General features: G+C 54.7%; 17 protein-coding genes. 5 read left to right on the top strand and 12 right to left on the bottom strand.

What is annotated here, in order from left to right:
- Positions 1 to 31: 31 nt before the first annotated feature.
- The 5 genes from ffh to rplS all read left to right on the top strand — a co-directional run bounded on the left by ffh (position 32) and on the right by rplS (position 3,790).
- Positions 32 to 1,393 (top strand): signal recognition particle protein, encoded by a 1,362-nt coding sequence (gene ffh, locus CWM66_RS26270; protein ID WP_035888381.1) that lies wholly within the window; start codon positions 32 to 34, stop codon positions 1,391 to 1,393.
- Positions 1,394 to 1,785: 392 nt separating this feature from the next.
- Entirely contained in the window at positions 1,786 to 2,034 is a 249-nt protein-coding gene (rpsP, locus tag CWM66_RS26265; RefSeq protein WP_007370708.1) for a 30S ribosomal protein S16, read from the top strand.
- An 18-nt stretch (positions 2,035 to 2,052) separates the two neighbouring features.
- The gene (gene rimM, locus CWM66_RS26260) at positions 2,053 to 2,601 is read left to right on the top strand and encodes a ribosome maturation factor RimM (RefSeq protein WP_007370709.1); all 549 of its coding nucleotides are present in this window, start codon (positions 2,053 to 2,055) and stop codon (positions 2,599 to 2,601) included.
- Positions 2,602 to 2,631: 30 nt separating this feature from the next.
- Entirely contained in the window at positions 2,632 to 3,399 is a 768-nt protein-coding gene (gene trmD / locus CWM66_RS26255; protein ID WP_007370710.1) for a tRNA (guanosine(37)-N1)-methyltransferase TrmD, read from the top strand.
- 43 nt (positions 3,400 to 3,442) lie between these two features.
- Positions 3,443 to 3,790 (top strand): 50S ribosomal protein L19, encoded by a 348-nt coding sequence (gene rplS / locus CWM66_RS26250; protein WP_002914145.1) that lies wholly within the window; start codon positions 3,443 to 3,445, stop codon positions 3,788 to 3,790.
- A 155-nt stretch (positions 3,791 to 3,945) separates the two neighbouring features.
- Here the strand turns inward: rplS and CWM66_RS26245 are convergent, their stop codons facing one another.
- The 12 genes from CWM66_RS26245 to CWM66_RS26190 form a co-directional block, all read right to left on the bottom strand.
- Positions 3,946 to 4,137 carry an ogr/Delta-like zinc finger family protein gene (locus tag CWM66_RS26245; protein WP_071531981.1) on the bottom strand — a complete coding sequence of 64 codons (192 nt, stop codon included), beginning with the start codon at positions 4,135 to 4,137 and terminating at the stop codon, positions 3,946 to 3,948.
- A gap of 74 nt (positions 4,138 to 4,211) precedes the next feature.
- Positions 4,212 to 5,354: a contractile injection system protein, VgrG/Pvc8 family gene (locus CWM66_RS26240; RefSeq protein WP_107147625.1), complete on the bottom strand. Its 1,143-nt coding sequence runs from the start codon at positions 5,352 to 5,354 to the stop codon at positions 4,212 to 4,214.
- Positions 5,351 to 5,812 (bottom strand): phage tail protein, encoded by a 462-nt coding sequence (locus CWM66_RS26235; protein WP_035888383.1) that lies wholly within the window; start codon positions 5,810 to 5,812, stop codon positions 5,351 to 5,353. The genes CWM66_RS26240 and CWM66_RS26235 overlap by 4 nt, the downstream gene beginning before the upstream one ends.
- The gene (locus CWM66_RS26230; RefSeq protein ID WP_035888385.1) at positions 5,809 to 7,521 is read right to left on the bottom strand and encodes a phage tail tape measure protein; all 1,713 of its coding nucleotides are present in this window, start codon (positions 7,519 to 7,521) and stop codon (positions 5,809 to 5,811) included. Before CWM66_RS26230 ends, CWM66_RS26235 begins: the two co-directional genes overlap by 4 nt.
- Positions 7,514 to 7,633 (bottom strand): GpE family phage tail protein, encoded by a 120-nt coding sequence (locus tag CWM66_RS26225; protein ID WP_061493592.1) that lies wholly within the window; start codon positions 7,631 to 7,633, stop codon positions 7,514 to 7,516. Before CWM66_RS26225 ends, CWM66_RS26230 begins: the two co-directional genes overlap by 8 nt.
- A 32-nt stretch (positions 7,634 to 7,665) precedes the next feature.
- On the bottom strand, positions 7,666 to 7,947 hold the full coding sequence (locus CWM66_RS26220) for a phage tail assembly protein (RefSeq protein WP_035888387.1): 282 nt from the start codon (positions 7,945 to 7,947) through the stop codon (positions 7,666 to 7,668).
- Positions 7,948 to 8,009: 62 nt separating this feature from the next.
- On the bottom strand, positions 8,010 to 8,528 hold the full coding sequence (locus CWM66_RS26215) for a phage major tail tube protein (protein ID WP_007370716.1): 519 nt from the start codon (positions 8,526 to 8,528) through the stop codon (positions 8,010 to 8,012).
- A gap of 12 nt (positions 8,529 to 8,540) precedes the next feature.
- Positions 8,541 to 9,722, bottom strand: a complete 1,182-nt coding sequence (locus CWM66_RS26210; RefSeq protein ID WP_007370717.1) for a phage tail sheath protein — start codon at positions 9,720 to 9,722, stop codon at positions 8,541 to 8,543.
- A gap of 129 nt (positions 9,723 to 9,851) precedes the next feature.
- The gene (locus CWM66_RS26205; RefSeq protein ID WP_007370719.1) at positions 9,852 to 10,445 is read right to left on the bottom strand and encodes a tail fiber assembly protein; all 594 of its coding nucleotides are present in this window, start codon (positions 10,443 to 10,445) and stop codon (positions 9,852 to 9,854) included.
- A complete protein-coding gene (locus CWM66_RS26200) occupies positions 10,445 to 11,524 on the bottom strand; it encodes a phage tail protein (RefSeq protein WP_007370720.1) in 1,080 nt (359 codons plus the stop codon). Before CWM66_RS26200 ends, CWM66_RS26205 begins: the two co-directional genes overlap by 1 nt.
- Before the next feature lie 197 nt (positions 11,525 to 11,721).
- Positions 11,722 to 12,318: a tail fiber assembly protein gene (locus CWM66_RS26195; RefSeq protein WP_107147624.1), complete on the bottom strand. Its 597-nt coding sequence runs from the start codon at positions 12,316 to 12,318 to the stop codon at positions 11,722 to 11,724.
- Positions 12,318 to 13,376 (bottom strand): phage tail protein, encoded by a 1,059-nt coding sequence (locus tag CWM66_RS26190; protein ID WP_007370722.1) that lies wholly within the window; start codon positions 13,374 to 13,376, stop codon positions 12,318 to 12,320. Before CWM66_RS26190 ends, CWM66_RS26195 begins: the two co-directional genes overlap by 1 nt.
- Positions 13,377 to 13,437 lie beyond the last annotated feature (61 nt).

The raw sequence follows: 13,437 nt of genomic DNA, 5'->3' as shown, positions 1-13,437 counted from the left end.
CGGCCAACCGTATCACCTCAGGCGAGAGACAATGTTTGATAATTTAACCGATCGTTTGTCGCGCACGCTGCGCAATATCAGTGGCCGTGGACGCCTCACTGAAGACAACATCAAAGATACCCTGCGCGAAGTGCGCATGGCGCTGCTGGAAGCGGATGTTGCGCTGCCGGTAGTGCGTGACTTTATCAACCGCGTAAAAGAGAAAGCGGTTGGTCATGAAGTTAACAAAAGCCTGACGCCGGGTCAGGAATTCGTCAAAATCGTCCGTAACGAACTGGTTGCGGCGATGGGTGAAGAGAACCAGAGCCTGAACCTCGCCGCGCAGCCGCCGGCGGTAGTGCTGATGGCTGGCCTGCAAGGTGCTGGTAAAACTACCAGCGTCGGTAAGCTCGGTAAGTTCCTGCGCGAAAAGCACAAGAAGAAAGTGCTGGTCGTTTCGGCGGACGTTTATCGCCCGGCGGCGATCAAACAGCTGGAAACGCTGGCGCAGCAGGTTGAAGTCGATTTCTTCCCGTCTGACGTCGCGCAAAAGCCGGTCGATATCGTTAACGCGGCGCTGAAAGAAGCGAAGCTGAAATTCTACGACGTGCTGCTGGTGGATACCGCCGGTCGTCTGCACGTTGATGAAGCGATGATGGACGAAATCAAACAGGTTCATGCCGCGATTAACCCGGTGGAAACGCTGTTTGTTGTCGATGCTATGACCGGTCAGGATGCGGCGAACACGGCGAAAGCCTTTAATGAAGCGCTGCCGCTTACCGGCGTAGTGCTGACCAAAGTGGACGGCGACGCCCGCGGCGGTGCGGCGCTGTCGATTCGACACATCACCGGCAAACCGATTAAGTTCCTCGGCGTCGGCGAGAAAACCGAAGCGCTGGAGCCGTTCCATCCGGATCGTATTGCCTCGCGCATTCTCGGTATGGGCGACGTGCTGTCGCTGATTGAAGATATCGAGAGCAAGGTTGACCGTGCGCAGGCTGAGAAGCTGGCGAACAAGCTGAAAAAAGGCGACGGCTTCGATCTGACCGATTTCCTTGAACAACTGCGCCAGATGAAAAACATGGGCGGTATGGCAAGTCTGATGGGCAAGCTGCCGGGCATGGGGCAGATCCCGGACAACGTCAAAGCGCAAATGGATGACAAAGTGCTGGTGCGGATGGAAGCGATCATTAACTCGATGACGCTGAAAGAGCGCGCCAATCCGGACATTATCAAAGGCTCCCGTAAACGCCGTATCGCAGCAGGCTGCGGTATGCAGGTGCAGGATGTGAACCGTCTGCTTAAACAATTCGACGACATGCAGCGCATGATGAAGAAAATGAAGAAGGGCGGGATGGCGAAGATGATGCGCGGGATGAAGGGGATGATGCCGCCAGGCTTCCCTGGGCGCTAATAAACGGCCTGGCTTTTTTGCTATTTTATTTTGGTGCCGGGGGTTGCTCGTCATCCTCACGTACTGCGTGCAAAACAAGGATATAAGGCTATCTTGTTTGCCATTTTAGCTCCGGGGTGTGCCCGACAAAACACGAACGTGTTTTGAACGCCCTTTAGGGCGGCCCCGGAGGGCGAGCGGAGCGAGTAAATGCTCACGCACTCCGTGTACGCTCCGCTTTCTGCGCACACGCCGGAACTAAACTGGTTGCACCGATATATGCCTTATTCTCCTTGTTTACTTTATCCTGATTGCAATTTCCCCAAAAATCAGTAAAATTTTCGGGCTTTTAATATGACGCCGGGCTCCGTTCCTCGATGGGGCCTGGTGTTTTATTCACACAAGAGGATGTTATGGTAACTATTCGTTTAGCACGTCACGGCGCTAAAAAGCGTCCGTTCTACCAGGTTGTTGTGACTGACAGCCGTAATGCACGCAACGGTCGCTTCATTGAGCGCGTTGGCTTCTTCAACCCGATCGCTTCCGAGAAAGAAGAAGGCACCCGCCTGGATCTGGATCGTATTCAGCATTGGGTTGGCCAGGGCGCTACCGTTTCCGATCGCGTTTCCGCGCTGATCAAAGAAGCACAGAAAGCAGCTTAATCTGTCACGGTGGTCATGATGAGCAAGCAACAAACCGCAGCGGTCCCTGCTGAGCCAATTATTGTCGGCAAACTGGGGTCTTCTTACGGAATTCGTGGTTGGCTCAGAGTGTTTTCCTCCACCGAAGACGCCGAAAGCATTTTTGACTATCAGCCCTGGTTTATCCAGAAGGCGGGTCAGTGGCAGAGCATTGAGCTGGAAAGCTGGCGCTACCACAATCAGGACATCGTCATCAAACTGAAAGGTATTGATGACAGAGATGCAGCGAATTTGCTGACGAATTGCGAAATCGTCGTAGATTCCTCGCAGTTGCCGGAACTGGAAGAGGGTGACTACTACTGGAAAGACCTGATGGGCTGCCAGGTAGTGACTACTGAAGGTTACAGCCTCGGTAAAGTCGTCGATATGATGGAAACCGGGTCTAATGACGTTCTCGTCATCAAGGCAAACCTGAAAGATGCATTTGGTATCAAGGAGCGGTTGGTTCCGTTCCTCGATGGGCAGGTTATCAAGAAAGTCGATCTCACTACTCAAACCATTGAAGTAGATTGGGATCCTGGTTTTTAAACCTCCGGATATACGGTAAAAGACGGCGCTATGTGGATTGGCATAATTAGCCTGTTTCCTGAAATGTTCCGCGCGATTACCGACTACGGGGTAACTGGCCGGGCAGTAAAAAATGGCCTGCTGAGCATCCAGAGCTGGAGTCCGCGTGATTTCGCTCATGACCGGCACCGTACCGTGGACGATCGTCCTTACGGCGGCGGACCGGGGATGTTAATGATGGTGAACCCGTTGCGGGACGCCATTCATGCAGCAAAAGCCGCGGCGGGTGAAGGCGCCAAAGTGATTTATCTGTCACCTCAGGGACGCAAGCTTGATCAAGCGGGCGTTAGCGAGCTGGCTACCAATCAGAAGTTGATTCTGGTGTGTGGTCGCTATGAAGGGATAGATGAGCGCGTAATTCAAACCGAGATTGACGAAGAATGGTCTATCGGCGATTACGTTCTCAGTGGTGGTGAGTTACCAGCAATGACGCTGATTGACTCGGTTTCCCGGTTTATTCCGGGGGTACTGGGGCACGAAGCATCGGCAACGGAAGATTCCTTTGCTGACGGGTTGCTGGATTGTCCACACTACACCCGACCTGAAGTGTTAGAAGGGATGGAAGTACCGGCGGTATTACTGTCGGGGAACCATGCTGAGATACGTCGCTGGCGTTTGAAGCAGTCGCTGGGCCGTACCTGGCTTAGAAGACCTGAACTTCTGGAAAACCTGGCTCTGACTGAAGAGCAAGCAAGGTTGCTGGCGGAGTTCCAACGAGAGCACGCGCAACAGCAACACAAACATGATGGGCTGGTGTAATACACCCCCGAATATCAGTTTACCCAGGATAAGAGATTAAATTATGAGCAACATTATTAAGCAACTTGAACAAGAGCAGATGAAGCAGGACGTACCTTCCTTCCGTCCGGGTGATACCGTGGAAGTGAAAGTATGGGTTGTTGAAGGTTCCAAAAAACGTCTGCAGGCATTCGAGGGCGTGGTTATCGCTATTCGTAACCGCGGTCTGCACTCTGCATTCACTGTTCGTAAAATTTCCAACGGCGAAGGCGTTGAGCGTGTCTTCCAGACTCACTCTCCGGTAGTTGACAGCATTGCTGTTAAACGTCGTGGTGCTGTACGTAAAGCTAAACTGTACTACCTGCGTGAGCGTACCGGTAAGTCTGCTCGTATTAAAGAGCGTCTTAACTGATAAAACGCACGCGCAACATCCAAAGCGTGTTATAGAACAAGGGGTTAGCGTAATGCTAACCCCTTTTTTATTGGCGATGGCGGCAGAATGGCGGCAGCGGATTGCCGTGGCGACAGGCAAAAAAAAGCCTGCTGGCGCAGGCTGAGGAAAAGCAATTATCGCGTTGAATGGGGAGAGGCTTCTGTCACCGGCGGTCGGACAATGTAGCGCGCCAGCGACTCGTGGGTGACAAATGTGCAGCCACACTGGATGTTCTGACACTGATGGTAGCGCTCTTTGGTTTCGGAACTCAGGTAGCGGCTTGAGCGCGCATGCGCCGCTTGCTGGCATACCGGGCAATGCATCATGGTGGGTTCTCCCTCGTTAACATGCTGCAATAATAAACTTATAACTTGCAAATGCAAACTTTAAATCGCATTTGCTATTTATTCTGCACATCATATTGTCCCTCCTTGATTTTGACCTCCAAATCAAGCTTGCTGACAAACCCATTGTTATCCAGGCTGTGCGTCACTTTTTTAATCGTCCATGCCGTATCGTCAATGACCGTCTTAAAGCCAGAGACCCGCACCGGCGTTTCCGGGGTGATGTCGGTACGTCCCCGCGCCAGCGTGAGGGAAAAGGTGGCCGTATTACGTTGAATGTAATGCCACAGCCCATCAGCTGCCCTTTTCGCTTCCTCTTTGCTGGCATAGACGGTCGACATGCCATAGACGTTATCGGCACTCCCGGCAACGTAAACCGGCTTTTCGCTTTGCTCTGCCGCAGGTGTCACCGCCTGGGGATGCTCTGTACTGGCAGGGGGTTGCGCAGTGGTTTTACGTTGTAACTGCACTTTTTGCGTCTGATTTTTTGGCTTTTTGGTATCAAGCCAGCGCGCCGTCACGCCGGTGTAACTTGAGCGGTCGGCAATATTAAAACTGTGTTTATCACCGTCGCTGCGCTGAATGACAACCTGCGGGAACGCTTCGCCCTTTGCATTCAATCCCCGTCCTGGTTTAATCAGCATCAGTTTGTTCCATTTCACCGTCAGTTCGGCACCGTTACGCACCGCCAGGCGGTGCAGGAAACTGGCGTCCGATTCCATCGACTGGTCGATATGCGCAATCTTAATCCTCTTCAGTGATTCGGCAACGCTGGCTTCCAGCCCGCAGCGTTTAGCAATCTCCTCAACAATGGCGCCCAGCGTGGTGTCATGCCACGACTGCTCATGTTCTTTGTTGAGTTTGCCGTTGAAATCCGCACTGCGTCCGATCACCGTCACCTTATCCGGCGCACCATCATGCTTAACCTGATCGATAACAAACTCACCCAGCCCGACCAGCGCATAGCCCTTTTCGCCGATAAATACGCGGATTTTCGTGTCGCGCTGCGGCAACTGAATATCGCCATCGGCGTCACTCAGCACCAGTGTCAGCGTATCAGCGGTGAAACCACGGTTATCTTCGATAGTCAGGCTGATAAGCCGGGGGGCAATATTTTCGGTGATATCTTTACCGTCCAGCATCAGTAAATAAGCAGGGCTGCTGACCTGCGCCAGCCCATTGGTCAGCGCATCGATCATAGGTCGATCCCCAGCGTTTTTCTTGCCCTGGAATAGAGCTCTTCGCCCTGCTGGCGAATATCGCCGAACATGGCGGCCAGCGACTCATCCACCCGCTTTAAGCTCAGTGTGAAGGAAATTTTGCGGGGCGAACCGTCGCTGTAGTACTCGGAGCCGTTGTCCTTCAGGCTTTCGATAGCAAACATGCCGTAAATGGTTCCCGTTCCGTCAATCAGCGGCCACGCTTTCCCCTGTTCGGCCATTGTGCGCACGACATCCAGCGACTGCAGGCCGCCGGTCAGCTCCGGATAGAGGTCACCGCCAAGAACGATGGTCTCTTCGCCCGGGCCAAGGTACTGAAATGCCGCGCGTTTACCGACGCGGCTATTGGAGGCCCAGTTATATCCGGCCGTGCGGTTCATGGTGGTATAGGGCAGTGTCTGCCGCATAAATACAAAAAGTCCCAGCGCCAGCATCATGGTGCATAACCTCCTAACGCGTTGAATTGCGAGAGCGCATTGTCGCGCTTATTGTTTTCGTACTGTTCGAGCAGCTCCATCAGGTGGCGGCTGTTATCGCTGCCCGGTGAAACATCGCCCTGTAGCGTCACGTTGATATCCGTTCTGCTCTGGTCAACGTAGGAACCACCGCCAGCCGGTTTCGCTGCCTGATAATTGTTAAAGCCAGGCATTGCACTGGTTGGCTGAATGTAGCTCTGGCTGCCGCTGGCATCTGTCGGCGGTTTCGGTACCTCGAGCACCGGTTTTTTGTCGATAATCCCGAGTTTTTCCAGTACCCAATTCAGGCCGCTGCCCAATATTTTTACGCTCTCAATCACCAGCGCGATGGAGCCAGAGAGCATCTGGCCGAAATAGAAACCCGCTTTTGCGCACTGGTTCAGCGTTTCCTGGCTGGCCTGAACGGGGGTAATCAGATCGCTGAAGAGTTGTTTGATGTTCTGCAAGCCGTTGCCGATGAGATCAAACAGCGGTTGTAGCGGCGCAAACAGTCCGGCGAGCGGAGCGAACGCGGCGCCAATCCCGGCCATTACACCGCTAAAGAAAGCGCTGATTGGCTGCCACCAGGTGTAAATGGCCAGCGCGGCGGCGGCAACAATGGCAATCACGCCGACAATCGGCAGCGTGAGCGAACCAAGCACCGCCATAATCCCGCCGCAGACGGTAGTAAAGACGCTGCCAAAAGTGGTCGCAATGGTGATCAGCGTGCTGATACCCGTAAAGACCGGCGCGATAACGCCCGCGACGGTGCCAATCGCCCCGGCAACGCCGACCACGACAGTGGCAATCATGCCGAAGGTTTGCACCAGCCCCTGGTTGTTCTGCACCCACTGTTGCAACTGCCCCAGATAAACCGTTGCCGTTTGCACCAGCTGGCGCAGGGAGGATTCTTGCGTACTGAAAATATCCACGCTCAGCGACTGATAAGCACTTTGCAGTGCCTGTAAATCGGTACCGAGATTGCCCGCCTGCGCGCTTACCGCACTTGCCGGGTTACTTACTTCGCTTTCAGACTGCGCCGGCGCGCTATTTTTCAGCGATTGCTCATAGCCCGGCTGCAGGAGTTTTTTGCCGATGTTGAAGCCAGAAGTGGCGACGGCCATTCCGGTTTTGCCCACCGCGGAGACTTTCCCGGCGATGCCCTGAATCGTTTGCTGGCCCGCCTGGATTTTTTCCGCGCGTTTTTGCCGGGTCTTCTGTTTCAGCGCCTGCTGCTGCGTGACAAGCTGCGCGCGATGATCGCTGATCTGGCTTTGCAGTTGCAGTTTCGCCGCCGCCGGTGCATTCGGCTCAATGCCTGCGCGCAGCAGCGTTAAACGGTGGTCGATCACCGCTCCGCGTGCCGTTTCGTGCTGTTGCGAAAGCGCGGTTGCACGCTCCTGCGTGAAGTTTAGAATGCTGGCGTGGCTGCGCGTCGGCGGGCCTTGCTCCGTCAGCTTTTGCGCGCGCAACTGCACGGTTTGCAGGCGCAGGCTGAGTGCCGAAAGGGATTTTTCGGCCTGCGTTAAACCCTCAACCTGGGCAAGCTGGCTGTACAACCCGCGCAGATTTTTCTCCGTCTCTTTGATACCCGCAGCAAGCGAAACATTCGCCGTTTGCAGGTTTTTAAACGGGCGCGTCGCCTGGTCAACAGCCGTGAGCAGTGCGTCAATATTTGTGCTGTTACTCATGTGTGTTTCCGCTTCGCTGAAGCGCCTTTTCGCGCCATGTGATGAGTTCGCTCAGACTCAGGGGGTAGAGTTCTGATGGCGGCCAGTGAAAAATCACCGCGATATCCGCCATCAAATCGTCAACCGACAGGTTGGCCGGAAAACTTACTGTACCGAAACCGGCGACAAAAAACCGACCACCTTGCCTGCCAGCGCGACCATATCCGCCAGATCCAGCGCCGCCACTTCCTGTTCGGTCAGGGAAGGCGAGGTGATACGCGGCAGCACTTTAATCAGCGCATCCACTTCAGCATTCGCCACTGCCGCCAGGCTCAAACCGCGCAGGGTGCCGGCATTCGGTTTCATCAGGGTAACGGCGTTGATAAGCTGTTCGCCGCGTTTGATCGGCGTTTCCAGGGTAACGACGTTATCAGTTTCGTTGCTCATAAAATCCTCGTGATTGCGTTAGCGAAGGGAAGTCCCGGCCAGACTGGCTGACCGGGCAGGGGTTACAGGCCGATATTGCGGCGGTGCTGTTCGAGACGATCGACGCCGTTCACTTTTTCGATCATGTTGATGGTGTCGATTTCCACCAGTTCCTTGCCATCCATCGTCAGTTTGAAATAAGTACAGACGACAGAGATTTTGGACTCGGTATCTTCGCCCGGCTTGTTCTCGCCGGTGTCGATCTCTTTCTGACGACCGCGCATCACCACTTCAACGGCGACCGTTTCACCGGTGTCATCGCGCTGGTAGGAACCAGCAAAGCGGATCGGCACCGCATCGGCGCTGGTTGCGCCATACAGTTCCCAGATAGCCTCATCCGGGAAGCCGCCCAGCGACCACTCCATTGCCATGGCGTCGTCATCAAGACCCATATCAATCGGCGCGATACCGTTCATGCCTGCGCCACGGTAGTTCTCCAGCTTGCGGGTCAGTTTCGGCAGCGTGATGGATTTTGCGATCCCCTGATAGCTGTAGCCATTGAGGAACACGTTCATATATTTCAGTTTTCGCGGCATTGCCATTTATCAGGCTCCTTAATTGCTGTTGACCGAGGAGACCAGATTCGCCAGATATTTATCGGTGATGCGCTGGCGTAAGGTCAGGTTTTCCAGTGGCGGCACCGGCGTATAGTCGTAATCGATATACAGTTTCCCGGCTTTCAGGGTCTCGGCGTCATTGGCGCTCTCGTCGAACCAGCAGGTGGCATCAACGATGTAACCGTTGCTTTTCAGTTCGCGGAACTTGGCGTTGATACCGTCGATGATGTCGCGGATAAGCGTCGCGGTGATCGGTTTGTCGACCGCCCACATATGCGCGTCTGCCATGGTGTCGGCGATAACCTGCGCGGTGCGGGTATAGTTTTCAAACAGGAACAGCGGATCGTCGGAGCAGGTACGGTTGCCCCAGAAGCGGAAGCCATCTTTGCGAATCAGCGTCGTCACACCCGCTTCGTTCAGCAGGTCGGCATCGGTACCGGATTCCTGCAAATCCCAGAAGACCGGGGTGCTGATGCCGGTGACGCCATTCACGCCAACGTTGGACAGCGTTTTGTGCCAGCCGACAGACTGGTCGATATACGCACGCAGGCCAAGTGCGCGGGCGGTAGCGTAGGCGGTTGCCGTCGCGTTCGCCACCGTATCCCAGGCGAGAAAATCCGGCCAAATCACCATCAGCTCGCGCTGGCTGAAGTTCTCGCGATACTTGATGGCATCAGAAATGGTTTTGCAGCCCCAGGCGCTGACATAACCGAAGGCGCGCAGCTTCTGGCAGACTGGCGCCAGTGCGGTGGCGACTTCCTGCGTGTCATAACCCGGCACGCCCAGAATACGCGGTTTCACGCCGGTGACGGCTTCGGCGGTCAGCAGCGCTTTCAGGCCGGTGTATTTACCGTTTTCATCGGTGGTGCCGATGATGTTGGAAATCGTCTGCGCCTGCGCATCATCGCCGCTGCCTTCAGCGACGCGCACAACGACGATAACCGGTTTCGCCTGGTCGGCAATGGCTTGCAGCGAAGAGGCCAGCGTACCTTTGGTACCCGCTTTGGCGATGGCGCTTTGCACGCTGGTGACAAGCACCGGTTCATTCAGTGGAAAGGTTGCCGCATCGGCATCGCTGGCAGTACATACCATGCCGACAATGGCGGTTGAGACAGTGGAAATGACGCGCGTGCCGTCGTTGATTTCGACGACCTGAACGCCATGATGATAGTCACTCATCCGTTTAACTCCGTGGTGTTGGGGTGAGTGCTATTCTCCAGGCCGCAGCGGCGCAGCGCTATTTATCGGGGTTGGGGCGAGGATGAAACAACAGCGGGCGATAAAAAAAACGGGCCGTAGCCCGTTGAATTATGCTGGTTGAGTGGGCCAGGTGATATTGGGCGCACTGGAGAGGTCAATGGCGTTTATGGCATCGATATAATCCAGAACCTGGTCGAGCCGGTTTTTTTCTTCGTCATTCAACGTCCTGCCCGCCTGCAACTTAAGCTGGATAATGCTGATTGATGACATCGCCGTATCGATATGTTGTTGACGAAGTGCCTGCGCATCCTGAACCGCGGCTACGTGTTGCGCTTCGGCGTCCGTAATCCATGCACTTCCGTTCCACTTGTCATAGGGCGTTGCGGGCTCAATGGCAACAAATCCGTCTTTAAGCGGGCCGATATAATCCACTGTTGAGGCGCTAAGATCGGCCGTGGAATAGACGGTTTTTCCCCGATGATCTTCTTTCTGCTCCCACTCACTCCCCGTAAAGACAGCCACACATCCCTCAGCAACGGCACCGGGAGTAATGTCTGTTGAACCGGCGGGAAGACCAACGCCGATCGCTAAAAACTCTTCGCTGGAACCCGTAAATTCGCCGGTTTGCGCAGAAAAGCTGTAAGCCGTGATGTTTCCTGCTGTGGTGGCGATTTTTGCTTTATCCAATACTGCTGATGTCATTATGCAGCCCTCACAATGTAGTTAAAGGCGATGTTGCGCGGACGAGTTTCAGAACCACCATAAGAGGACATGATACTTCCAAGCCCAACCATTACTGCTGAAGTTACTCCGCCGAAGTGAGTAGACCCTGGGGTTTCAGGAAATAACGCACGATAGGTTAGAGAGTGCGTGTGGGATTCAACTAAAAAATCTTGAGAACTCATCATACTGCGTCCTGGGTCAATGCCTCTCCCATCATCCCAGCCACGAATAAATTCCCCTCGTAAATCAGGTAATACAAGGTTTGGATAAGCCACAGCCAGCTTCGGGTATTGCGCTGCGGCGAATGCCGCGCCGTTACATTTCAGCCAGCCTGCCGGTGGTGTCGCCGATGACCAGGGAATGGGCACACCAATCGGCAGCGCTGAACCGTCACCCAGGTTCAGCGTTGATATTGCTGCTTTAACAAAAGCGGTGGTGGCCAGTTGCGTATCGTTTGCCGTTTGCGCTGCAGTGGGGGCTTTGGGTGTTCCGGTCAGTGTGGGGCTGGCAATCGGCGCATACTGCGTGTGCGGGTTGCTGGCTGCAATATGCTGGCTCAGCAGAGCATCAGAATATGCTTTTACCTCGATAACCTTGTCATCGACATACTTGCGTGTCGCCAGCACTACTGACGGATCAATTTTTAGTGTGATGGCTGAGGTAGAAGAAACAATCAGCGCCATACGAATCGTCTGCGTGCGTCCGCTACCTTCACCTAACAGCGGTTTGTAGGTTTCCGGGCAGTTGGCGACGGCAATCAGTATGCCATCGTCGTCAAAAAGACCCAGCTCGCGGATCCAGTATCCCCCTTCGTTTTCCGGGATTACCTGCTCGGCAATAATTTGATTGGCATCCTCGGCATCGACAGTCAGTGTGTTTACTGCGCCGATGCGTTTCTGATTAACCAACTGGGTTTGTGCCGGGTCTGGCGTGGGCAGGCTGCCGTTGCCATCGCCAACGGCCATTTGCGTAATATGGATTTGGGTGCCCAGCGCGGTGGCGTTCGCCAGCTTCGCCGCGCCCTGATTGGTCAGGATGGCAAAATATTTTACAGTCATGCGTTCACTCTCAGGTTATCGATTGAGTAAACGGTATTGTCCGGGGCGCAGTGGGCCGGGGCCTATCAGTTAGGGTTGGTTGTCGGGCGATACAACCCTGAGGAGAATGGCCTGCTGGCGGGCAGGCCTGTGGGGGAACAGTAGGTCGGGTAAGCGCAGCGCCAACCCGACAAAAAACGGGCCGCGGCCCGTTGCTCTTATTGTGGCTGTTCAGGCCAGCGGATATCAGGTGCGCTTGTGGTATCGACAGCCTGCACGCCCTTGATGTACTCCAGCCATTTCACCAGGCTGGCTTTGTCGTCGTCGCTAATAATGCCGAGTTGCAGCTCGGTCTGCCATACGCTGATACTCTCTTTCGCCTCTTTCAACCGCTGCGTTTTGCTCTGTTCAGCTTCCGCTATCAGCGCGGTTTTTTGCGCGCTTTCATCTGTGACCCATGCGCTGCCATTCCAGACGTCATAAGGCGTAGCCGGAACAAGCGTGGTGACATTCGCCGGGTAATCGCCCAGTTCGGTTATCTGTTTTTGTTCGCCGCTGGCGGTGTCATATACCGTTTCACCACGTGAGTCGTGAATGTATTCCCAGGTCTGCCCGGTAGCGTTGCGGCAGATGGCAAATCCCGCTTTCGCCGAAAGAGGCGCATCAAGCGCTGCGTTTGCCGGAATACCGACACCCACGGCGAGATATTCAACGGATGTAGAGAGGTATTCGCGGCTGGTCGCGTCATAGTTGTAAACGGTCACTTCCCCGGCACGAGTGGCTAAGCGGTTTTCATCCAGAATTGCGGTCAACATTATTGAGCCCTCACGATGTAGTTAAATGCAATGTTATGTGGACGGGTTTCCGCACCACCTGTGTTTTCCATGTAGATATAGGTATGGCAGCGGTTACCTGTTTGCCCGGTGATATCCACTTTTTCACTGTTTTCATCGGTAAAGGCGATAATTTTCCCGGTGGGCGTGCCGTATTCATTAATAAATCGGTGGTTATGCGATCTCAACTCATCAGCCTGCGCTGAAAGCAGTGCTCGCCCGGCGTCCAGCCCGCGTCCATCATCCAGCCCGCGAATAAACTCGCCGCGCAGATCCGGCAGAACACCGGCCGGGTAGGCGGCTGCCAGCCGTGGAAACTGGGTTTTATCAAAGGACGCGCCGTTGCATTTAAACCAGCCACCAGGCGGAGTGGCTTGCGGCCAGGCGACGGGCGAACCCACCGGTAAAATGCCGTCGTAGTCAGCAATAACATCGCGCACATATTTGGTGTTGGCGATCTGCTGTCCGTAGTTGCCAATATGCGTATCCGGCACCGTCGGCGTGCCGATAAACACCGGGCTGGCCAGCGGTGCGTACTGCGCATGCGGGTTAGCGGCTTTAACATGGTTGTTCATCAGGTCGTCGGCATACTGCCGCGTCGCCAGTACCACCGACGGGTCGATTTTCAACGTGACGGCAGCCGTTGATGAGACGGTAAGCACCATGCGGATGGTCTGCGTGCGTCCGCTCCCTTCCTGCATTTGCGGTTTATACGTTTCCGGGCAGTTGGCGACCGCAATCAATACGCCTTCGTCATCATAGAGGCCAATTTCGCGGATCCAGAAACCGCCTTCCGTTTCCGGAATAACCTGCTCGGCAATAATCTGGCTGCTGTTATTAGGATCGACCGACAGCCGGTTCAGCGGCGCAATACGCTGCTGGTTAATCAGTTTTGTCTGCGTTGGGTCTGGCATCGGTAGTACGCCGTTGGCATCGCCAACCGCCATCTGCGTGAGATTAAGTTTTGTGCCGAGCGATGCGGCGTTTGCCAGCCTCGCAGCGCCCTGATTTGTCAGAATGGCAAAATATTTGGCAGTCATGCGTTAACTCTCAGGTTGTTTGGTGAAGAATGAACGGTGACGCTATTTTCCGTTCAGCCAC

The sequence above is a fragment of the Kosakonia sp. H7A genome, from assembly GCF_003028445.1.
Classification (GTDB): domain Bacteria; phylum Pseudomonadota; class Gammaproteobacteria; order Enterobacterales; family Enterobacteriaceae; genus Kosakonia; species Kosakonia radicincitans.
Note: the sequence above shows the minus strand (reverse complement) of the source record. Positions and strands in the feature narration are given on the sequence as shown.

Bases quoted from the DNA above. Each gene is read 5' to 3' on its own strand.
- ffh (WP_035888381.1), top strand. From the start codon at position 32: ATGTTTGATAATTTAACCGATCGTTTGTCGCGCACGCTGCGCAATATC.
- rpsP (WP_007370708.1), top strand. From the start codon at position 1,786: ATGGTAACTATTCGTTTAGCACGTCACGGCGCTAAAAAGCGTCCGTTC.
- rimM (WP_007370709.1), top strand. From the start codon at position 2,053: ATGAGCAAGCAACAAACCGCAGCGGTCCCTGCTGAGCCAATTATTGTC.
- trmD (WP_007370710.1), top strand. From the start codon at position 2,632: ATGTGGATTGGCATAATTAGCCTGTTTCCTGAAATGTTCCGCGCGATT.
- rplS (WP_002914145.1), top strand. From the start codon at position 3,443: ATGAGCAACATTATTAAGCAACTTGAACAAGAGCAGATGAAGCAGGAC.
- CWM66_RS26245 (WP_071531981.1), bottom strand. From the start codon at position 4,137: ATGATGCATTGCCCGGTATGCCAGCAAGCGGCGCATGCGCGCTCAAGC.
- CWM66_RS26240 (WP_107147625.1), bottom strand. From the start codon at position 5,354: ATGATCGATGCGCTGACCAATGGGCTGGCGCAGGTCAGCAGCCCTGCT.
- CWM66_RS26235 (WP_035888383.1), bottom strand. From the start codon at position 5,812: ATGATGCTGGCGCTGGGACTTTTTGTATTTATGCGGCAGACACTGCCC.
- CWM66_RS26230 (WP_035888385.1), bottom strand. From the start codon at position 7,521: ATGAGTAACAGCACAAATATTGACGCACTGCTCACGGCTGTTGACCAG.
- CWM66_RS26225 (WP_061493592.1), bottom strand. From the start codon at position 7,633: ATGGCGGATATCGCGGTGATTTTTCACTGGCCGCCATCAGAACTCTAC.
- CWM66_RS26220 (WP_035888387.1), bottom strand. From the start codon at position 7,947: ATGAGCAACGAAACTGATAACGTCGTTACCCTGGAAACGCCGATCAAA.
- CWM66_RS26215 (WP_007370716.1), bottom strand. From the start codon at position 8,528: ATGGCAATGCCGCGAAAACTGAAATATATGAACGTGTTCCTCAATGGC.
- CWM66_RS26210 (WP_007370717.1), bottom strand. From the start codon at position 9,722: ATGAGTGACTATCATCATGGCGTTCAGGTCGTCGAAATCAACGACGGC.
- CWM66_RS26205 (WP_007370719.1), bottom strand. From the start codon at position 10,445: ATGACATCAGCAGTATTGGATAAAGCAAAAATCGCCACCACAGCAGGA.
- CWM66_RS26200 (WP_007370720.1), bottom strand. From the start codon at position 11,524: ATGACTGTAAAATATTTTGCCATCCTGACCAATCAGGGCGCGGCGAAG.
- CWM66_RS26195 (WP_107147624.1), bottom strand. From the start codon at position 12,318: ATGTTGACCGCAATTCTGGATGAAAACCGCTTAGCCACTCGTGCCGGG.
- CWM66_RS26190 (WP_007370722.1), bottom strand. From the start codon at position 13,376: ATGACTGCCAAATATTTTGCCATTCTGACAAATCAGGGCGCTGCGAGG.